Source organism: Sciscionella sediminilitoris (assembly GCF_000737195.2).
Taxonomy (GTDB): domain Bacteria; phylum Actinomycetota; class Actinomycetes; order Mycobacteriales; family Pseudonocardiaceae; genus Sciscionella; species Sciscionella sediminilitoris.
In genome coordinates this window covers 1-19953 of the sequence record NZ_JALM01000013.1, presented here as the reverse complement: position 1 = coordinate 19953, position 19953 = coordinate 1, and the positions used below count along the sequence as shown (strand labels likewise).

Genomic DNA, 19953 nt, shown 5'->3' with positions numbered 1-19953 from the left:
TACGCCCGCCGTGCACGATTACGGGGAGACCAGGGGCGACAGTGATTGTGAGGTATGTGGTGCCGCCAACGGACCGGGGGAAGCCGGAGCGTGATCCGCTCGCCGAGCACGCGGTGACGGATGAGCATCGCGCGGCGGCCGCCCGGGAACGGGAACGTTCGCAGTCGCGGACGAAGTTCTTCACGCCGGTATCGGACGATCCGGCGTCGAACACACCGGCCTCGCGCTATCCGGCTTCGAACACCGCGCCGTCGAACACTGCGGCGGCCAACGCCCCGGCATCGAACACTCCGGTACCGGAACCGCCGGGCTCGCAGGCCTCGACGGAGCGGGTGACACCGCCCGGTCGGCAGCAGTCCCGGCCGAAACCGGAGCGGCCGAAGCAGGAGCGCCCGCACCGCAGGGTTCCGGGCCTGCGCAGGGCGCGCCAGGGCACCGATTCGGGGCTGCGCCCGGCGACCCCGATCGCGGACAACGCGACCTACGGTCCGGAGCTTCCCGGTGAGTCACAGGTGCAGCTGGTGCTGGATCTGGCGCTGCGCATCGGCGAGGTGAAAATGGCCTGCGGCGCGGGCGCGGCGGACACGACCGAGGCGATCTACTCGGTGACGGAGGCCTACGGCCTGCCGCACTGCGAGGTGGACGTGATCTTCTCGTCGATCACGGTCTCGGTGCACCGCGGTTCGGATGTGAACCCGATCACGGCGGTACGCCTGGTGCGCGCGCGGGGCAGTGATTACACCCGCCTGGAGGCGACGGATCAGCTGCTGCAGCGGATCATCAACGGCAACGGGAAGTTCCGGCCGTACGAGGCGTCCACGGAACTGGAACGGATCACCAAGGCACGACATCCGTATCCGCGCTGGGTGGCCACCCTCGCCTGGGCGGGCATGGCGGCCTCGATCGCGATCCTGATCAACGGAACCCCGATGGTGGCGGTGGTGACCGCGGTGATCTCCGCGGTGATCGACCGGCTGGGGCGATTCCTGAACAGGCGGGCGCTGCCGAGCTTCTTCCAGCAACTGGTGGGCGGCCTGCTCGCCACGTTCATCGCGCTCGTGGTGGTGCACTTCGGCCCGACGCTGTTCGGCGACAACGACTCCTCGCTGGTCATCGGTGCCGCGATCACCGTGCTGTTGTCCGGGCTCTCGGTGGTGCAGACCGTGCAGGACGCGGTGACCGGCTACTACGTGACGGCGGCCGGACGGACGATCGAGATCGCGCTGATCTCGGCCGGGCTGATCGCGGGCGTGGTGATCGCGGTCAAGATCGCCACGGTCGTCGGTATCACCCAGGGGGAGATGGACCCGCCGAAGACGACCTCGGTGCAGCAGGTCCCGTTGCTGATGCTCGCGGGCGCTGCCGCCGCGGCGTTCTACGCGCTGGCCAGCTATGCGCGGACCCGCACGCTGCTGGTCTCGGCGGCCGCGGGGGCGCTCGGCGGCGCGGCCTACGGTGCACTGCTGGCCACCGCGTCGAGCCCGATCATCGCCTCGGCGGCCGCGGCGGTGGTGATCGGCTTCGCTGGCGGGCTGCTCACCAGGCGGCTGCGGATCCCCCCGGTGATCGTGGCGGTCGCCGGTCTCACCCCGCTGCTCCCCGGTTTCTCCACCTACCGGGCGCTGTACGGGCTGGTGAACAGCAGCAAGAACCCGCAGCACATCCTGGAGGGCGGGGTGAACCTCGTGGTCGCGGTCACGATCGCGCTCGCGCTGGGTGCCGGGGTGGTGCTCGGCCAGTTCCTGGCGCACCCGGTGCGCAGGCGGCTCGGACGCTGGCAGCGGCAGTTCCTCAGTCCCCATTCGGCTGCCCGGCTCAGGCGGCCGAAGTGAGCTGACCGTCACTTGTCGTAACTACACACCACGATGGTGAATGGTTAATGTTGGGGGAAAGCCCAAGGAGGAACCTCACTGTGGCCGCCGCACCTGGGAAAGCCGAATTCATCGTCGTCGCCAACCGCCTTCCCGTGGACCTGGAACGGTTACCGGACGGTTCGCAGCGGTGGAAGCACAGCCCGGGCGGACTGGTGAGCGCGCTGGCTCCGTTCCTGCGCAATCAGCACGGCGCCTGGGTCGGCTGGCCAGGGGTTTCGGATGTCGAGGTGGACCCGTTCACCGAGGACGGGCTGCTGCTCTATCCGGTCACGCTCAGCGCCGACGAGTACCGCGACTACTACGAGGGCTTCTCCAACGCCACCCTCTGGCCGCTCTATCACGATGTCGTGGTGCGCCCGGTGTTCGACCGGAGCTGGTGGGACGCCTATGTCCGGGTGAACAGACGGTTCGCCGAACACGTCGCCGAGATCGCGAGCACCGGCGCGACGGTGTGGGTGCAGGACTATCAGCTGCAGCTGGTCCCGCAACTGCTCCGCGAACTGCGCCCGGACCTGCGGATCGGCTTCTTCCTGCACATCCCGTTTCCCCCGGTCGAGCTGTTCATGCAGCTGCCCTGGCGTACCGAGATCGTGCGCGGGCTGCTCGGCGCCGATCTGGTCGGGTTCCATCTGCCCGGCGGGGCGCGCAATTTCCTGTGGCTGGCCCGCCAGCTGGTCGGTCTCGAGCCGACGCGGACCGCGGTCGGGGTGCGCAACCGGCCGGGCGCGGTGCAGATGGGCGACCGCACGGTACGGGTCGGCGCGTTCCCGATCTCCATCGACGCGGGTGGCCTCGACGCGCTCGCCAAGACCGAGCGGGTGCGCAAGCGGGCCGCCCAGCTCCGCGACGACCTGGGCAAACCGAAGAAGGTGCTGCTCGGGGTCGACCGGCTGGACTACACCAAGGGCATCGACGTACGGCTGCACGCACTGCACGAGATGATCGACGAGGGCACCGTCGATCCGGCCGATGTGGTGATGGTGCAGCTGGCCACGCCCTCACGCGAACGCGTGGAGCACTACGTCCGGATGCGCGCGGACATCGAGCAGCAGGTCGGCCGGATGAACGGGGAGTTCGCCAGGGTCGGGCACCCCGTGGTGCACTACCTGCACCAGTCGGTGGACCGCGAGGAACTGGCCGCCTTCTTCTCCGCGGCCGACGTCATGGTGGTCACCCCGATGCGGGACGGGATGAACCTGGTGTGCAAGGAGTACGTCGCCTGCCGCCACGATCTCGGCGGCGCGCTGGTGCTCTCCGAGTTCACCGGCGCGGCCGCCGAACTGACCAGTGCCTTCCTGGTGAACCCGCACGATCTGGACGGGGTGAAGAACGCCCTGCGCACCGCGCTCGAACTGGACCCGACGGATGGGCGGCGGCGGATGCGCGCGCTGCGCAGGCAGGTGCTCACCCATGACGTGGACCGCTGGGCGCGCTCGTTCCTCACCGCGCTCGGCGGGGACGGTTAACCGGTCCTGCGCAGCGGCGAACGAGCCACCAGCGCCTTCGCGAACGGGGTGCGCAGCATCAGCTCCACGGCGATCACCGAGAGCAGCAGCGTGCTCAGGAACATGACCGCACCACCGAGGATGCGGTTTCCGAAGAAGTTCGCCCACTGTTCGTGCAGCGGGGCCCACTGCAGGTTGACCATGAAGGGATGCACCGCGTAGACGCCGAAGGCGCGGATCGAGCCCCAGTCCACGATCCGGGCGAGCAGGGTGCCCGGTTTGCGGCGGGCCGCCCACCAGATGCAGAAGGCGTAGAGGCCGAGGATCGAACCGAGCGCCCAGGGCAGCACATCCGGATGTACCGGGTTCGCCGCGAGGTCCGGGGTAACCCCCTCGTTCACCCGGAGGAAGAACGCGGTCAGCGATCCGGCGAGGCCGACCACGAACGCGGCACCGAACAGCCAGTAGTGCGCGGTGAGGAATTCCCGGATCCGCTCGGCGTGCACCGCGAACAACGCGCCCAGGATGCAGAACAGCGCGTAGCTCGGCAGGATCGAGGCCTGCATGGCCCACAGCTGCGTACCGATCACCCCGGGGGGCGCGGGCACATAGCTGAACAGCAGCATGACGCCGACCTGCACGACGGCGGCGGCGAGCAGCAGCTTGCCGTGGTGCCCCGCCGTCCGCCGCACCAGCCAGCGCAGCACCGGGAACAGCAGGTACATCTGCATGGAGACGAGCAGGAAGTACAGGTGGAACCAGCCGGTGCCCTGGAGCAGGTTGCAAATGGTCGTCCACAGGCCACCCCACACCGATTCCGGGGTCTCGATGGTGGTGAACGTCAGCACCGTGTAGATCAGCGTCCACACCACGTACGGCAGCACGATCGCGCCGAACCGGCGCCGGTAGAAGGTGCTCGCCTTGGTGTCCTTGCGGTAGTAGCCGTGGAAGAGCACGAACGCGGTGATGAACACGAAGGAGTACCGCGTGAAGTGCATCAGCAGCGAGACCGCGCCCATATCGGGGGCATCCGGCGGATTCATCGCCCCGTAGGAGTGCACGAAGACCACGCAGGTGAAGGTCAGCACGCGCAGCAGGTCGATGTTGTACATCCGGGCGCGCGGGCGCGCGCTCGATGCGGCCTGCGCCGTCTCGGGCGTGGACATGTCCTCCCCTGTGATTCCTGGGTGAGCGGAGAGCGTCCCATGACAAGGACGAAACGGACTCGGACAAGGTACTCCTTTCCCGGGAGTACCCCGGCGCGCGGGTACATGGCGGCCGGTGCGGCCGGGGACTCCGGCTGCCCTACGCTGGGGCGCACCAACCCCGAAATCATCCCCTACCCCGAGACGCAGACCCCGAAGATCAATGACTGCTGAGACACTGCCTGCCGAATTGCGCAGCGCGATCATGACCATCGCGCGGACCCCGCGCCTGCTGATCGCCTGCGATTACGACGGCACACTCGCGCCGATCGTGGAAAATCCCGAACACGCGCGGCCCTCATCCGAATCCGTCGGCGCGCTGCGTGCGCTCGCCGACCTGCACGAGACGACGACCGCGGTGATCTCCGGGCGGGCGCTGCGCGATCTGGCCACACTCTCCCGGCTACCGAGCGAGGTGCACCTCGTCGGCTCGCACGGCTCGGAGTTCGACGTCGGTTTCGTGCACGCACTCGACGACGACGCCCGCGAACTGCACGCGCGCCTGCACCGCTCGCTCACCGAGCTCACCGCCGGATACGCGGGCGTGCAGCTGGAGACCAAGCCCGCGAGCGTCGCGGTGCACGTGCGGCGGGCGAGCGAACAGGTCGCCGAGCAGGTGCTCACCGCGGTCCGCTCCGACCAGGCCACCTGGGAGGGTGTCCAGGTCACCGAGGGCAAGGCGGTGATCGAGCTCGCCGTGGTGCAGACCGACAAGGGCCGCGCGCTCGACGTGCTGCGCCGCAGGATCGGCGCGACGGCCGCGATCTTCATCGGCGACGACGTCACCGATGAGAAGGCCTTCGCCCGCCTTTCCGGGCCGGACCTCGGGATCAAGGTCGGCGAGGGCGACAGCCGCGCCGAGTACCGGCTCCCGGACACCGCGGCCGTGTCCACCACCCTCGCGTTCATCCTCGAGGAACGGCAGAACTGGCTGTTCGGCGGGCGCGCGCCCGCGATCGAGCGGCTGACCATGCTCGCCAACGAGCGCTCGGTCGCGCTGCTCACCCCGGACGCGCGGGTCTGCTGGATGTGCCACCCGGACCCGGACTCCCCCGCGGTGTTCGCCGACCTGCTCGGCGGATCCTCGGCAGGGCACTTCACGGTGCGCCCGGAACACGAGGGCCTTCCGCTGGGCCAGCGCTACCTGCCGGGCACCATGACCACCGAGACCCGCTGGTCCCGGCTGCTCGTCACGGACTACCTCGACCACAACACCGGCCAGCACCGCACCGACCTGGTCCGGGTGGTCAGCGGATCCACCAGGGCGATCGTCGAGTTCGTCCCCCGGCCGGAGTTCGGCGGGGTACCGGTGCGGCTCGAGCAGCACCCCGAAGGGCTGGCCGTGCTCGGCACCTCCGATCCGATCGTGCTGCGCGCGCCCGGGGTGCGGTTCGAGATCACCTCGGACGGGGCACACGAATCGGCCCGCGCGGTCATCGAACCGCGGGAGAACCGGCCGATCGTGTTCGAGCTGCGCTGCGGAACCACCGAGCTCGGCGAGCACGAGCTGCCCGAGGCCGAGCGGCGGGCCCGGTCGAACGCCTACGACAGCGAATGGCTCGCCGGACTGAACCTGCCCTCGGTGGAGACCGACCTCGCCGCCCGTTCCGCGCTGACCCTGCGCGGACTGTGCGTCGCCGACACCGGCGGCATCATGGCCGCGGCGACGAGTTCGCTTCCCGAGGACATCGGCGGAGTGCGCAACTGGGACTACCGCTACTGCTGGATCCGGGACGGCTCGATGACCGCGAGCGCGCTGGTCTCCCTCGGTTCGACCGAAGAGGCCGAACGGTTCCTTTCCTGGCTGCACGGGGTCCTGGCCACGGTGCCCGGACCGGAACGGCTGCACCCGCTGTACGCGCTCAACGGGAGCACCCTTGGCGCCGAGGCGGTCATCGACACGCTTCCCGGGTACGCCGGTTCCCGCCCGGTCCGGGTCGGCAACCTCGCCAACCAGCAGGTGCAGCTCGACGTGTTCGGTCCGGTGGTGGAACTGGTCGCCGCGCTCTCCGAGGCGCGCGGCAAGCTCACCGACGACGACTGGCAGATGGTGCACGCCATGACCGAGGCCGTCGCGACCCGCTGGGACGAGCCCGATCACGGCATCTGGGAGGAGCGGGCGCGCCCACGGCACCACGTCTACTCCAAGGTGATGTGCTGGGTGACCATCGACCGGGCGCTCAAGCTCGCCGAGCGTTACGACCGCGAGGTGGACCCGTCCTGGGTGGATCTGCGCGCCGAGATCGCCCTCGATGTCATCGAGAACGGCTGGAACGCGGAGAAGGAAGCCTTCACCACCGCCTATGACGGTGTCGACCTGGACGCGGCGACCCTGTTCGTCGGGCTCACCGGGCTGATCGACCCGAAGGACGAGCGGTTCGCCTCCACCGTGACCGCCACCGAGGCCGAGCTGCGTTCCGGCTCCACGGTCTACCGGTACCGCCGCGATGACGGACTGCCCGGCGACGAGGGCGGATTCCACCTGTGCGCCGCATGGATGGTGGAGTCCTACCTGCTCACCGGCAGGCGCACCGAGGCCGAGGAACTGTTCGAGCAGATCGTGGACTGCGCCGGGCCGACCGGTCTGCTCCCCGAGGAGTACGACCCGATCGCGGAGCGCTCCCTGGGGAACCACCCGCAGGCGTACTCGCACATCGGGCTGATCCGCTGCACCCAGCTGCTGGACGCCGCGCGCGACTGAGCCATGGCCCGGTGGGTGAGGTTTCCTGCTCACCCACCGGGTTCAGCTGCGTTCAGCGAGCGCGTCGAGATCGACCGGGACCGTGGCGATGCCATCGATGCGGATCGCCGAATCGCCGGTGTACTCACTCACGAGCTCGTATCCTCTTGGACCAAGCCGGTACGCGGACAGGCCGTCTTCCCCGATGGCTCCACGATCGACCAGCACATCCACCTCGCCGAACGCGGACCAGTCGCGCGGCAGGTGTTCGTCGAGGCGGCCGAAGGGCAGCATCTCCGTCATCACGCATCACTTCCGCTTCGCCGCCGCCTTGGCGCTGACCCGCCGCACCACGTCCATCACCTCGCCCATCGAGGAGACCGGCAGCGCCTTGATGCCCGCCGGGATCTCCCCGCAGTCCGGTGGCACGAGTGCCTTCGTGAAACCGAGCCGGACGGCCTCGGCGAGCCGCCGGGAGATGTCCGGGACCCGGCGCACCTCACCGACGAGGCCGACCTCGCCGAGCGCGACGAGATCGGCGGGCAGCTCGATATCCTTTGCCGCGCTGGCGATCGCGAGTGCCACGGCCAGGTCCGCCGCCGGTTCGCGCACCTTCATCCCGCCGACCGTCGCGGTGTACACATCCGAGCTCCCGAGCTGCACACCGCACCGTTTCTCGGTCACCGCGAGCACCATGGCCACCCGCGCGGAATCCAGGCCGCTGCACGCGCGCCGCGGATTAGCCAGCGTGCTCGGCGCGACGAGCGCCTGCACCTCGGCGAGCATCGGCCGCTTTCCTTCCACCACAACGGTCACCGCGGTACCGGGGGCCGCCTCCGTGTGCCGGGAGACGAACAGCCCGGAGGGGTCCGCGACCCCGTCGATGCCCCCGGCGACCAGTTCGAAACATCCCACCTCGTCGGCCGCGCCGAACCGGTTCTTCACCCCGCGCAGCAGCCGCAGCGTGGAATGCCGGTCCCCCTCGAACTGCAGGACCGCGTCCACCAGGTGCTCCAGCACTCGCGGCCCGGCGATCGAGCCCTCCTTGGTGACGTGGCCGACGAGCACTACGGGCAGCCCGCGTTCCTTGGCTAGCGCGACGAGGGCCGCGGTCACCGCGCGCACCTGGGTCACCCCGCCGGGCACCCCGTCCACCTCGGCGGAGGCCACGGTCTGCACCGAGTCGAGGATCAACAGCGAGGGCGCGACCGTGTCCACGTGCCCGAGCACCGCGGAGAGTTCGCTCTCGGCGGCCAGATACATCCGGTCGTGCAGCGCCCCGGTGCGTTCGGCGCGCAGCCGGACCTGGCCCGCCGATTCCTCCCCGGTCACGTAGAGGGCGGTGCCGTTGCCCCGCGCCCACTGATGCACCACTTCGAGCAGCAGGGTGGACTTGCCGACCCCCGGCTCCCCGGCGAGCAGCACGACCGCCCCGGGCACGATCCCGCCGCCGAGCACCCGGTCGAGTTCCTCGATCCCGGTCTTGGTCACCGCGGTCTCGCTCGCGGCGATCGCGGTGATCGACCGTGCGGGTGAGCTCGGGGCGCCCGCGGCGATCTTGGTGACCGGGGCGGCGACACCGCGCTCCTCGATCGTGCCCCAAGCCTGACATTCCGGGCATCGGCCGACCCATTTCGGGACTTCCATGCCGCACTCGGCGCACCGGTATGCCGCGCGCGCTACCTTGCCGTTCTTCGCCACACCGGGACCGTATCGCCCGGTACCGACAGTTCCCCGGTCACATCCGCGCCGGGAACCGGTCTCGGCTCAGTTCAGCCGTTCGCCTGGTTGTCGTACGGCGCGCCGATCGGCACCTGCACCGTCCCGCTGCCCGCCTTCGCGAACTGGAACCGCACCGGGACCGTAACCCCGGGCCGCAGCGCGGGCTTGTTCAGACCGGTCAGGTCAATGCTGACCTTGCCCGGCTGCGCGGGCGCGTTCGCCGCACTCGGGGCATTGCTCGCGCTCGGCGCGTTCGAGGCGCTCGATGCCGGGGCCTTCTGATCGTCCGGGTCAACACCGGAGCGCAGCGCGGTCCGTGCGGGCAGCTCCTTGCTGCCGTCGATCCGCGAGCCGCTGAACAGCGGGCTCGAGACGTTCACCAGCTTGTCGTCCTGGCCCGCGTTGTTCACGATGGTCAGCACCAGCCTGGCGTCGGAGCCCTGCTTGTACGCGGCCTGGTTGCCGCCGCTGGGGTAGGCCAGCTGCGCGTCCCGGATCGCCACCTTGCCGATCTCGTCCATCGCCCCGTTCACCGCGGCGGCTTGGGTGTCGGTCTGGGTGATCTGACCCGAACCACAACCACCGAGCACGAGTCCGATGCCGACCGCGGCGACGGCCACCGTCATCCGCGCCTTGCCCACCGAGCGCATACGCACTGAGACCCCACTCATTCCTGGCAGCAGCCTTCCTGATCCGTCGCTCTGGCCCCGGTCACCCGGAACCACCGACGCCGCAAGGGTAACCGGCTCGTTCCGGCGTGCGCGCACGGGCACCTCCCGGGCCCGCTCCACGGTGTCCACAGTGGACCTCGATCCACCGGCGAGGCCCCTGTCAAGCACACGAATCCGCGATTTGTCAACCCCTTGACCTGCAAGGACGAAGCCGGACCCAGTTCCGGTCGCCTGAGAAGCGTGTTAATATGGAAGCAGCGAAAGGGGCAGAGGACACATGGTTTTCAAGGTCGGAGAGACTGTCGTCTACCCGCATCACGGTGCCGCGCTCATCGAAGCAATTGAGACTAGGGTCATCAAGGGCGAAGAGAAGCAGTACCTGGTGCTCAAGGTCGCCCAAGGAGATCTCACCGTACGCGTTCCAGCGGACAATGCCGAGGTGGTCGGCGTCCGGGACGTCGTTGGGCAGGACGGCCTCAACCACGTTTTCGAGGTGCTTCGGGCACCGCATTCCGAGGAACCGACGAACTGGTCACGGCGGTTCAAGGGCAACGGGGAAAAGCTCGCCTCCGGAGATGTCAACAAGATCGCCGAGGTCGTCCGCGACCTGTGGCGGCGCGAGCAGAACCGCGGCCTTTCCGCTGGTGAGAAGCGCATGCTCGCGAAGGCGCGGCAGATCCTCGTCGGAGAGCTCGCGCTCGCCGAGGGCACGGACGAGGGCAAGGCCGAGGTCCTGCTCGACGAGGTGCTCGCGACAGCGGTGTGAGCACCGTAGCGCTGGTCCCGGCGGCCGGCCGGGGGGAAAGACTCGGCGCCGGGATGCCCAAGGCGCTGGTGCCCGTCGCCCGGGTACCGATGCTGTCCAGGGCGGTGCGCGGGTTACTCGCTTCGGGTCAGATCGACCGGGTCGTCGTCGCTGCTCCACCGGACCATCTGCGCGCGATGACCGAGCTCGTCGGCAGCTCCCGGGTCCAGGTACTCCGGGGTGGCGCGGACCGTACCGATTCGGTCCGGCTCGCCCTGGAAGCGGCCGGTGACGCGGAACGGGTGCTCGTGCACGACGCCGCCCGCGCGTTCACTCCCGCCTCGGTCATCACCGCGGTCGTGGACCGGTTGCGCGCCGGAGCCCGCGCCGTCATTCCCGTCCTCCCGGTCACCGATACGGTGAAACGGGTCGAACAGGATGGCCGGGTCAGCGCGACCGTGGACCGATCGGACCTGCGCGCGGTGCAGACCCCACAGGGTTTCGCCGCCGAGGTGTTGCGTGCGGCCTACGAGCACGACGGCGGGGCGCTCACCGACGATGCGGGCCTGGTGGAACGCATGGGGGTCACCGTGCACACCGTTGCGGGCCATCCACACGCCCTGAAGATCACCACCCCGTTCGACCTCGCGATCGCGGAGTCCGTGCTCGCCACCAGGAAAGCGCCCGATGCCTGAGGAACTGTTGCCGCGCACCGGAATCGGTACCGATGTGCACCGCGTCGAGCAGGGCAGGGAGTGCTGGATAGCCGGGCTGTACTGGCCGGGCGAGGACGGCTGCGCGGGCCATTCGGACGGAGACGTCGCCGCGCACGCGATCGTGGACGCGGTGCTGTCCGCGGCCGGGCTCGGCGATATCGGCGGTCTGTTCGGCACCGACGACCCGCGCAGGCACGGTGCGCGCGGCGTGGAATTTCTCACCGAGGCGGCCGAATACGTTCGCGCGCAAGGATTTCGGATCGGCAACGCCACGGTGCAGGTGATCGGCAACCACCCGCGGGTCGGCACCCGGCGCGCGGAGGCACAGGAGGCGCTCGGCAGCGCGCTCGGCGCCCCGGTCTCAGTGAGTGGGACGACGACCGACGGTCTCGGACTCACCGGACGGGGTGAGGGCATCGCGGCCGTCGCTTCCGCGATCGTGCTGGGATAGCATCACGCCCATGGCGATTCTCAACGAGGCCGTGCGCGCGATCATCGACGGCAGGAATTATGCGACGGTGGCGACCGTGAATCCGGATGGAAGCCCGCAGACCTCGGTCGTCTGGTGCGAACGCGATGGCGATGATCTGCTTTTCTCCACCACGAGGGGCCGCCGGAAAACCCGCAATATGGAACGCGACCCGCGGGTCAGCGTTTCCATTTTCGACCGCGAGGACCCGTACAAGTACGCGGAATTGCGCGGGACAGTGCGCATCACAGAGGAGAACGGCCGCGCGCTCATCGACAAGCTCTCGAATGCCTACCACGGCAAGGATTTCCGCGCCGAGCCGGAAGGGACGGTGCGCGTCGTCGTCCGGCTCACCCCGGAAAAGGTCACCGGTTACGCGGCATGACGGAAACGAGCGCGGCACCGCCGCGAATGGGCCGGATCGCGGTCGCGAGTTTCATCGGCACCGCGATCGAGTTCTACGACTTCTATCTGTACGCGACCGCCTCCGCGCTGGTGATCAACAAACAATTCTTCCCGAATCTCGGCGCGACGGTCGGCCAGCTCGCCGCGTTCTCCACATTCGCGGTCGCGTTCATCGCCCGCCCACTCGGCTCGCTTTTCTTCGGCCATTTCGGGGACCGCATCGGGCGGAAATCCATGCTGATCGCCTCGCTGCTGACGATGGGGATCTCCACTGTCGCGATCGGGCTGATCCCCGGCTACGCCACGATCGGCATCGCCGCGCCGATCCTGCTCGTGGTGCTCCGCTTCGCCCAGGGCATCGGCCTCGGCGGGGAATGGGGCGGCGCGGCACTGCTCGCCGCCGAGCACGCCCCGAAGGGCAAACGCGGCTGGTACGGCATGTACCCGCAGCTCGGGCCCTCCATCGGGTTCTTCTTCGCCAGCGGCGGATTCCTGCTGCTGTCCGCGACCATGGACGAGTCCACCTTCAACGCCTGGGGCTGGCGGGTTCCGTTCCTCGCCTCCGCCCTGCTGGTGCTGGTCGGCCTGTTCGTGCGGCTGCGGATCGCCGAGACCCCGGAGTTCTCGAAGGTGCTGGACTCCGGGGACCGTGCGCGGATGCCGCTGGTGGAGATGGCGCGCAGGGCACCGTGGCGGCTGCTCGGCGGTTCCGGGGCGATCGTGGTCTGCTACGTGCTCTTCTACACCGCGACCACCTTCTGCATCTCCTACGGCACCAGCGAACTGCACCTTTCCAAGCAGACGATGCTGACCTGCGCGATCATCGCGGTCTGGGCGATGGCGCTGGCCACGATCGGTTCGAGTATCGCCAGCGACCGGTTCTCCCGCCGTTCGGTGCTGATCGTCGGCTGCGGTTACGCCGTGGTCGTCGGGCTGGTCATGTTCCCGCTGATCGACACCGGCAACCCGGTGCTCATCTGCGTGGCGCTGGCGCTCGCGCTGGCCGGGATGGGCTGGACCTACGGGCCGCTCGGCGCCTACCTGCCCGAGCTGTTCGCGGTGCGCTACCGGTACTCGGCCTCCTCCTTCGCCTACAACCTGGGCGGGGTGCTCGGCGGCGCGCTCGCCCCGAACCTGGCGACCCTGTTGTTCGCGGCATACGGCGGGTTCTCCGTCGGCCTCTACGTCGCCGGTGCCGCGGTGCTCTCCCTCGTCTGCGTGATCGCGCTGCCACCGGTCGGCAAGGCGGCGAAGGAGCGGGCTCACGCAAAAGCGCGTCTGTGAGCTCTCGTCCGTCGCGAGCGGGAGTCAGCGTGGCGCTGCCCAACGGGGCACCCGCGCCCGAGATCGGCAAGGCGGAGGATTGAGCCGCAGCGGGTTTCTGCGGTGATTGCGCGCCTTCGCCGCGAGGCGCCGCGCTGGCCCCGCGCAGCAGGACATGGAGCTCTCAGGCGTGCTCTATCATCGAAGTCGTGATCGAAGCTGCGCTCATCGACTTCTCCGGCACCCTTTTCCGACTCGATTACACCGAGGACTCGCTGACGGCCATGCTCGGTGAGCACGCCGCGGCCATGGACACCGACCGCAAGGTGGAACTGCTCCGTAAGCTCACCGCACCGGTCGGTGAACCCAAGGAACTCACCGAGTCCGAGCTCGACGACTGGCGCCGCCGCGACCTGGACCCGGCCGCGCACCGCAGGGCCAATGTGGCCATCCTGGAGTGGTCCGGGCTCACCCCGGACGAGGCCGTGCACCTGTACGAGGGCATGCTGCAGGACGCGAACTGGCACCCCTACCCGGACACCGCCGAGGCGCTGGCGCTGCTGCACGAGCACGGCATCCCGGTCGCCGTGGTCAGCAACATCGCCTGGGACATCCGTTCCTGCTTCGAGCTCGCAGGAGTGGACCGGTTCATCGATGCCTATGTGCTCTCCTTCGAGCACGGCGTGGAGAAGCCGGACGAGGAGATCTTCCGCATCGCCACCGGCAAGCTCGGCGTTGCCCCGGAGAACGCGCTGATGATCGGCGATTCGGAGGCGGCGGACGGCGGCGCAAGGACACTCGGTGCCCGGTTCGCGAAGGTGGAACCGCTGCCGACCGCGCAACGCCCGGACGCCCTGTTACGCATCGTGCGCGAAGAACTGGGCAGGTAACGGGGCGGGCACCCCTAGCCCGTACCATCGTGGCGTGACGCTGCACATATACGACACCGGAGCAAGGGCACTGCGGGAATTCGTCCCCGCGCGCGAGGACCGGACGTCGATCTATGTCTGTGGGCCGACCCCGCAGGGCGCACCGCACATCGGCCACGTACGCGGCGCGCTGAACTACGACGTACTGCGCCGCTGGCTGGCCCGCGACGGCGCGGATGTGCTGCTCGTCCGCAATGTCACCGATATCGACGACAAGATCCTCAACCGCGCGGCGGAGGCCGGGCGACCCTGGTGGGAGTGGGCGGCCACGCACGAGCGCGCCTTCGAGGAGTCCTATGCCGCGCTCGGCTGCCTCCCCGCCTCGCTCGCCCCGCGCGCGACCGGGCACATCACGCAGATGGTCGAGCTGATGCAGCGGCTCATCGACGCGGGCTGCGCCTATCCCTCCGGTGGCGACGTGTACTTCTCCGTCGAGGCCTTCCCGGAGTACGGCACGCTTTCCGGGCAGCGACTCGAGGAGATGCAGCAGGGCGAGAGCGCGGCGGCAGGCAAGTCGGACCCGCGCGATTTCACCCTGTGGAAAGCGAGCAAACCGGGTGAGCCGTCCTGGCCGACCCCGTGGGGACCGGGCAGGCCCGGCTGGCATCTCGAATGCTCGGCCATGGCGACGGTCTACCTCGGCGAGACCTTCGACATCCACGGCGGCGGGGTCGACCTGATCTTCCCGCATCATGAGAACGAGCTGGCCCAGTCCCGCGCGGCCGGGGACGGTTTCGCCCGGTACTGGATGCACAACGCCTGGGTGACCCTCTCCGGCGAGAAGATGTCGAAATCGCTCGGGAACGTGGTCTCGATCCCGGCGATGCTCGAGCGCACCCGCCCGCAGGAACTGCGCTACTACCTGATCTCCGCGCACTACCGTTCCACCATCGAGTACTCCCCCGAGGCGCTGGAGGACGCGGTCTCCGGGTACCGCAGGCTGGAGTCCTTCCTGCGCCGGGCGGCCGGCCGGATCGGCTCGGTGGCCCTCGGCGAGCTTCCCGGCGAGTTCATCGCGGCCATGGACGACGATCTGGGCACCCCGAAGGCGATCGGGGTCGCGCACTCGGTGACCCGCGAAGGCAATGCCGCACTCGAATCCGGCGACGACGCGGGAGCACGCACGGCCGCCGGATCGGTGCGCGCCATGCTCGATGTGCTCGGCCTCGACCCCTTCGACGAACAGTGGGCCGAGCGCGGGGCGGAGCAGGCGGCCCATTCCGCACTCGGCACTCTCGTCGAGGGCCTGCTCGAACGGCGCGCGAAAGCCCGCTCCGAACGGGATTTCGCCACCGCCGACCTGGTGCGCGACCAGCTCACCGACGCGGGCATCGCCGTGGAGGACACCCCCGACGGTCCACAGTGGACATTTAAGGACTGAATACATGCCAGGCAATTCACCGCGCAAGGCGACGCGTAAACCCGGTACCAAGAAGGGCGCGGTCGTCGGCAGCGGCGGTCAGCGACGCAAGGGGCTCGAAGGCAAAGGGCCGACTCCCAAGGCGAAGGACCGCGTCGGGCATCCGGCAGCCCGCAAGGCGAAAGCGGCCGCGAACGCCGCCGAGGCCGACCGTAAGCGGCGCAAGTCCGCCGAATCCGCACCGGAACTCGTGGCCGGGCGCAACCCGGTCGTGGAGTGCCTGCGCGCGCAGACCCCGGCGAGCGCGCTGTACGTCGCCCAGGGTGTGGACATCGACGACCGGGTCAACGAATCCGTGCGGATCGCGGGCGACCACGGCATTTCCGTGCTCGAGGTGAGCCGCGCCGAGCTGGACCGGCTCACCGGCGGCGCACTGCACCAGGGCCTCGCGCTCCAGGTCCCGCCGTACGACTACGCGCATCCCGACGATCTGCTGCAGGCCGCGGTCGATTCCGGGGAACCGCCGCTGCTCGTCGCGCTGGACGGGGTCACCGATCCACGCAACCTGGGCGCCGTGGTGCGCTCCGCGGCCGCGTTCGGTGCGCACGGGGTGCTGCTGCCGCAGCGGCGCTCGGCGTCCATGACGGCGGTGGCCTGGCGCACCAGCGCGGGCGCGGCCGCGCGGATCCGGATCGCCAAGGCCACCAACCTGACCCGCCAGCTCAAGGAGTGGGCCAAGGAAGGCCTGATGATCGCCGGGCTGGACGCGGACGGGGACACCGATATCGACGGGCTGCACCTGGCCGCCGATCCGCTGGTCGTGGTGGTCGGTTCCGAGGGGCGCGGGCTTTCCCGGCTGGTCCGGGAAACCTGTGACACCCGGGTCTCGATCCCCATGGCCGCCGGAGTCGAATCGCTCAACGCCTCGGTCGCGGGGGCCGTGCTGCTCGCCGAAGTGGCCAGGCTGCGCCGCATGGCGGGACGTGTGTAGTTCCACACCCGCAGCACTGCGGACCGGGTTAGAGTCTACGGGGCCATAAGCACCACAGGGAGCCTCGTACCGATGTATTTCTCCAGTCCGCTCTTCCTGTGGTATTTCCTGCCCGCGGTGCTGATCGCGGTGCTCGTGCTACCGCGCAGCTGGCGCAACGGCATCATCGCGATCGCGAGCCTGTTCTTCTACACCAGCGGGGCGGGCTCAACCGTGCTGCTGCTACTGGCCTGCATGGTGGTGAACTACTTCGCGGGCAGGCTGCTCGAACCGCGCAACGAGCCGTTCGGCAGAGACAACCGGCACGTGCTGCTCGCCGCCACGATCACGGTGAACATCGGCGTGCTGGCGATCTGGAAGTACGCCGGATTCGCCACGCAGCAGTTCGCCAATCTCGCCAAGCTGTTCGGCGGGGACTTCCCGATCGCGCACATCGCGCTGCCGATCGGGATCTCCTTCTACACCTTCCACCACATCTCCTACATCGTCGACATCTACCGTGGCGAGCGCAGGGCCCTGCGCAATCCGGTCTCCTTCGCCATGTACATCGCGATGTTCCCGCAGCTGATCGCCGGGCCGATCGTGCGCTACCGGGAGATCGCCGACCAGTTGCCGCAGCGGCGTACCCACCGCCTCGACGACATCGCGGCCGGATTCCCCCGGTTCGCCTTCGGTCTGTGCAAGAAGGTCATCGTCGCCGACTCCATCGGCCCCTTCGTGGACAAGTGCTTCGACACCCCGCCGGGCAACATGACCTTCGCGATCGCCTGGCTCGGCGCGATCGGTTACACCATCCAGCTCTACTTCGACTTCTCCGGTTACTCCGATATGGCCATCGGACTCGGCCGGATGCTCGGCCTGCGGCTGCCGGAGAACTTCGCGCGGCCCTACTCCTCCACCACGATCACCGAATTCTGGCGCCGCTGGCACATGTCGCTTTCCCGCTGGTTCCGCGATTACGTCTACATCCCGCTCGGCGGCAACCGGCACGGCAAAGCCCGCACCTACCGCAACCTCGCCATCGTCTTCGTGCTCACCGGGTTCTGGCACGGCGCCAACTGGACCTTCCTGGTGTGGGGCCTGTTCCACGGACTGCTGCTCATCATCGAGCGCATCGGCGGCTGGCAGGAAGTGCGCGGGGCCAACCCGGTGCCCTACCTCCTGCGCCGAGTGCTGACCCTGCTGCTGGTCGTCATCGGCTGGGTCATCTTCAAATCCCACGACATCGGTTCCGCGTTCGTCATGATCGGGCACCTGTTCGCGCCCGATACCGAAGGGCTCACCGGAATCGTCGGCGCCGCCCTCACCAACCAGCGGCTCACCATCGGCATCCTCGCGCTAGCCGTCTTCTTCCTGCCCAAACAGCCGATCACCGGGATATTCCTGGAATCCGGGCGCAGCGTGGTCGCGAACACCGCGCGCGTCGGCATCATGACCGCGGGGCTCGCCTACTCGTTCATCCTGATCGCCTCGGGAACCTTCAGCCCGTTCCTCTACTACCAGTTCTGAGGCGGCGCAACGGAAAGCCTTCACCGATGACCGGGCGCTCCCCTACACCGACCGAACCGTCCGGACCGAACACGATCTCGCAGGCGCATTGCTTACCCGCGATTTCCTGCAAAAAGCAATAGATGAGACTCCGGACAAATTCAAAGAACGCGTGCAGCAGTATGTCGCAGAGGCGGACGAACGGTATCGAGGATTCACCGTCGAGGACTCGGGCGAGCGCATGGCGAAGATCGCGCAGGTCGAGGTTTCGGAACGCGGATGGTGGTCGTTTCGGGTCCCGGACTCGGGGCCGATCACCCAGGATCTCGCCAACTACTGAAGCGCAACGCCGACCCGCCGATACTCACCGCCCTCGCCCGGGACCGGACCTCCATCCTCGTACACGGGCGACGTGCTCGGCGTACCACCGCCGACCTGCGATAGCCAACGCTTCACGAGACCACGACTCTTCGATGGTGAACGACCAGTCCCTCGGCATACGCCAGTTCCCTTTGCCGCTCAATCTGCCGTGCTCGATCGTGACCCGCGATGCGCCCCTTGGCCAGGTGAACACGAAGTGGGCGAACATGTAGCGCAAGATCTCGGTACCATCCGAGGAACGCATCACCTCAGGGCCATCACTTGGCATCCGAGCCAAGCGCCACTCATCCGGTCGTGACATCACTCGTCCACGATCGTGATCGTTCCCGTGTAGTTGCAGCGAGCGCATCCCTTACCGGAACAGTCACCGCACGTGTGCGTGCTTGTTCGAGCCATCTCCGAGACCCCTTCCACACCGAATGGAATTCGCCCGGTGCCGGGGTCGGGGTTCACCGACACCGGGCGAAACTCGCGCGGGGAGCGCGTAACACGAGGCTGCTGGAACGACTGGCGCAGGTGAACGGACGACGGGGCCCTACTCCGATACCGGCATGCTGCGTTCTGGGCCAATTCGGCCTGGCAGAACCACCGGACCGGGGACGTACACTGCCCGAGTGGACCTGCTTCCGTTCGATGACTATGTGGCTCAATTGAACCGCAAGCGCAATAGCGCGGCTGCTCTCTTCCATGACGATCAAGGACGGGTACTGCTGGTTACGACGACGTACAAGGCGCATCTCGACTTGCCCGGTGGAGCCGTTGAAGCGGACGAGCCACCATGGCGAACGGTGACCCGCGAGGTACACGAGGAACTTGGCCTGACCCGGGCTTTCGCCACACCGATGGTGATCGACTACACCCCTGACGACGGACGACTCCCCGAGGGATTGGCGTGGATTTTCGACGCCGGAACGATCAGCTCCGGCGAGGTTGACGCGTTACAACTCACGAGTCCGGAAATCCAGGCAGTCGGGCTCTATGAATGCGATGAGATCGCCGAACACACCAAGCCTGAACTGGCCGGACGAATCAAGGTCGCCTTGGAGGTGCTCACTCACGGCGGACTTGCCTTGTGCGAACAGGGAAAGCGAGTGCGATGAGTCGGCTCGGGGACAATGTCGCGCGAGTACGTAAGGCACGTGACCTCACCCAGGAACAACTGGCCGAGGCCGCTCGCATCGATCCTGGCACCGTTGCCCGCATTGAACAGGGCCGCCGCCAAGCCGCGCGCCCGGCAACCCTGGCGAAACTTGCATCCGCTCTCGGAGTCGCCCCTGACGTGCTGACAGGCGTTTCCGAGCACGCCACAGACGATGGTGACGAGCAGATAGTCCGCCTGCGAGAGGCAATCACCACCACCGCTGACATCCCTGGTCTGGTCGAATCCACCGCCCCGGAAGGGCTGCCCGAACTCGCTGAACTCGCCGACACCACGCATGGCGCGTGGCGTGCCTACATTGCCGGGGACCATGGACTGCTGCTCCAGGCGCTGCCCTCGCTGCTATCGGACGCGCGCCGCGCGGTGCACGCTCACGTCGGCGACCAGCATGCGGAGGCTCAGCGACTCCTCTCGACGACATACCGGCTCGCGGCGGGAACGGCCGGCCGC

19 protein-coding genes are annotated in these 19953 nt (G+C 68.4%); 15 read left to right on the top strand and 4 right to left on the bottom strand.

The genetic code is table 11. The annotated features are described in order from the left end of the window. Window positions 1-56 precede the first annotated feature (56 nt). Both AD72_RS05895 and AD72_RS05890 read left to right on the top strand, forming a co-directional pair. Window positions 57-1832 carry a threonine/serine exporter family protein gene (locus AD72_RS05895; RefSeq protein ID WP_037345021.1) on the top strand — a complete coding sequence of 592 codons (1776 nt, stop codon included), beginning with the start codon at window positions 57-59 and terminating at the stop codon, window positions 1830-1832. A 47-nt stretch (window positions 1833-1879) separates the two neighbouring features. After that, the gene (locus AD72_RS05890; protein WP_051898019.1) at window positions 1880-3340 is read left to right on the top strand and encodes an alpha,alpha-trehalose-phosphate synthase (UDP-forming); all 1461 of its coding nucleotides are present in this window, start codon (window positions 1880-1882) and stop codon (window positions 3338-3340) included. On the opposite strand, the gene AD72_RS05885 is transcribed toward AD72_RS05890, so the two are convergent. Beyond that, window positions 3337-4485 carry an acyltransferase gene (locus tag AD72_RS05885; RefSeq protein ID WP_055731191.1) on the bottom strand — a complete coding sequence of 383 codons (1149 nt, stop codon included), beginning with the start codon at window positions 4483-4485 and terminating at the stop codon, window positions 3337-3339. The genes AD72_RS05890 and AD72_RS05885 overlap by 4 nt on opposite strands. 202 nt (window positions 4486-4687) lie before the next feature. Here AD72_RS05885 and otsB point away from each other — a divergent pair, with 202 nt between their 5' ends. Beyond that, a complete protein-coding gene (gene otsB, locus AD72_RS05880) occupies window positions 4688-7225 on the top strand; it encodes a trehalose-phosphatase (protein ID WP_031465371.1) in 2538 nt (845 codons plus the stop codon). A 42-nt stretch (window positions 7226-7267) separates the two neighbouring features. Here the strand turns inward: otsB and AD72_RS05875 are convergent, their stop codons facing one another. The 3 genes from AD72_RS05875 to AD72_RS05865 form a co-directional block, all read right to left on the bottom strand. Further along, window positions 7268-7498, bottom strand: coding sequence for a hypothetical protein (locus AD72_RS05875; RefSeq protein WP_197284884.1), 231 nt, complete (start codon window positions 7496-7498; stop codon window positions 7268-7270). Between the two features lie 15 nt (window positions 7499-7513). Next, a complete protein-coding gene (gene radA / locus AD72_RS05870; RefSeq protein ID WP_255357141.1) occupies window positions 7514-8905 on the bottom strand; it encodes a DNA repair protein RadA in 1392 nt (463 codons plus the stop codon). Window positions 8906-8976: 71 nt separating this feature from the next. Beyond that, window positions 8977-9597, bottom strand: coding sequence for a copper chaperone PCu(A)C domain-containing protein (locus AD72_RS05865; protein ID WP_197284883.1), 621 nt, complete (start codon window positions 9595-9597; stop codon window positions 8977-8979). Window positions 9598-9874: 277 nt separating this feature from the next. On the opposite strand from AD72_RS05865, the gene AD72_RS05860 reads away from it, so the two are divergent. From AD72_RS05860 to AD72_RS36360, 12 genes are all read left to right on the top strand, one after another. Next, window positions 9875-10363 (top strand): CarD family transcriptional regulator, encoded by a 489-nt coding sequence (locus AD72_RS05860; protein WP_020496211.1) that lies wholly within the window; start codon window positions 9875-9877, stop codon window positions 10361-10363. Next, window positions 10360-11037 carry a 2-C-methyl-D-erythritol 4-phosphate cytidylyltransferase gene (gene ispD, locus AD72_RS05855; RefSeq protein ID WP_031465367.1) on the top strand — a complete coding sequence of 226 codons (678 nt, stop codon included), beginning with the start codon at window positions 10360-10362 and terminating at the stop codon, window positions 11035-11037. Before AD72_RS05860 ends, ispD begins: the two co-directional genes overlap by 4 nt. Beyond that, on the top strand, window positions 11030-11509 hold the full coding sequence (ispF, locus tag AD72_RS05850) for a 2-C-methyl-D-erythritol 2,4-cyclodiphosphate synthase (protein ID WP_031465366.1): 480 nt from the start codon (window positions 11030-11032) through the stop codon (window positions 11507-11509). The genes ispD and ispF overlap by 8 nt, the downstream gene beginning before the upstream one ends. A gap of 10 nt (window positions 11510-11519) precedes the next feature. Next, a complete protein-coding gene (locus tag AD72_RS05845; protein WP_031465365.1) occupies window positions 11520-11912 on the top strand; it encodes a PPOX class F420-dependent oxidoreductase in 393 nt (130 codons plus the stop codon). After that, on the top strand, window positions 11909-13216 hold the full coding sequence (locus AD72_RS05840; protein WP_231644739.1) for an MFS transporter: 1308 nt from the start codon (window positions 11909-11911) through the stop codon (window positions 13214-13216). The genes AD72_RS05845 and AD72_RS05840 overlap by 4 nt, the downstream gene beginning before the upstream one ends. Before the next feature lie 188 nt (window positions 13217-13404). Next, complete coding sequence (locus tag AD72_RS05835; protein WP_031465363.1) at window positions 13405-14085, top strand: HAD family hydrolase; 681 nt, start codon at window positions 13405-13407, stop codon at window positions 14083-14085. Between the two features lie 34 nt (window positions 14086-14119). Next, complete coding sequence (cysS, locus tag AD72_RS05830; protein WP_031465362.1) at window positions 14120-15505, top strand: cysteine--tRNA ligase; 1386 nt, start codon at window positions 14120-14122, stop codon at window positions 15503-15505. A 4-nt stretch (window positions 15506-15509) separates the two neighbouring features. Further along, the gene (gene rlmB / locus AD72_RS05825; protein WP_031465361.1) at window positions 15510-16475 is read left to right on the top strand and encodes a 23S rRNA (guanosine(2251)-2'-O)-methyltransferase RlmB; all 966 of its coding nucleotides are present in this window, start codon (window positions 15510-15512) and stop codon (window positions 16473-16475) included. Window positions 16476-16547: 72 nt separating this feature from the next. Beyond that, complete coding sequence (locus tag AD72_RS05820) at window positions 16548-17984, top strand: MBOAT family O-acyltransferase (protein WP_031465360.1); 1437 nt, start codon at window positions 16548-16550, stop codon at window positions 17982-17984. Between the two features lie 151 nt (window positions 17985-18135). Beyond that, window positions 18136-18303 carry a hypothetical protein gene (locus AD72_RS36365; protein ID WP_156365058.1) on the top strand — a complete coding sequence of 56 codons (168 nt, stop codon included), beginning with the start codon at window positions 18136-18138 and terminating at the stop codon, window positions 18301-18303. 655 nt (window positions 18304-18958) lie between these two features. Beyond that, on the top strand, window positions 18959-19444 hold the full coding sequence (locus tag AD72_RS05815) for an NUDIX domain-containing protein (RefSeq protein WP_031465359.1): 486 nt from the start codon (window positions 18959-18961) through the stop codon (window positions 19442-19444). Then, window positions 19441-19953: helix-turn-helix domain-containing protein (locus AD72_RS36360; protein ID WP_031465539.1), on the top strand; the 513-nt coding region annotated here is incomplete at its 3' end. The genes AD72_RS05815 and AD72_RS36360, both read left to right, overlap by 4 nt.

Bases quoted from the DNA above. Each gene is read 5' to 3' on its own strand.
- AD72_RS05875 (WP_197284884.1), bottom strand. From the start codon at position 7,498: ATGCTGCCCTTCGGCCGCCTCGACGAACACCTGCCGCGCGACTGGTCC.
- AD72_RS05860 (WP_020496211.1), top strand. From the start codon at position 9,875: ATGGTTTTCAAGGTCGGAGAGACTGTCGTCTACCCGCATCACGGTGCC.
- AD72_RS05845 (WP_031465365.1), top strand. From the start codon at position 11,520: ATGGCGATTCTCAACGAGGCCGTGCGCGCGATCATCGACGGCAGGAAT.
- AD72_RS05885 (WP_055731191.1), bottom strand. From the start codon at position 4,485: ATGTCCACGCCCGAGACGGCGCAGGCCGCATCGAGCGCGCGCCCGCGC.
- rlmB (WP_031465361.1), top strand. From the start codon at position 15,510: ATGCCAGGCAATTCACCGCGCAAGGCGACGCGTAAACCCGGTACCAAG.
- AD72_RS05865 (WP_197284883.1), bottom strand. From the start codon at position 9,597: ATGAGTGGGGTCTCAGTGCGTATGCGCTCGGTGGGCAAGGCGCGGATG.
- AD72_RS05840 (WP_231644739.1), top strand. From the start codon at position 11,909: ATGACGGAAACGAGCGCGGCACCGCCGCGAATGGGCCGGATCGCGGTC.
- otsB (WP_031465371.1), top strand. From the start codon at position 4,688: ATGACTGCTGAGACACTGCCTGCCGAATTGCGCAGCGCGATCATGACC.
- ispF (WP_031465366.1), top strand. From the start codon at position 11,030: ATGCCTGAGGAACTGTTGCCGCGCACCGGAATCGGTACCGATGTGCAC.
- AD72_RS05890 (WP_051898019.1), top strand. From the start codon at position 1,880: ATGTTGGGGGAAAGCCCAAGGAGGAACCTCACTGTGGCCGCCGCACCT.
- AD72_RS05820 (WP_031465360.1), top strand. From the start codon at position 16,548: ATGTATTTCTCCAGTCCGCTCTTCCTGTGGTATTTCCTGCCCGCGGTG.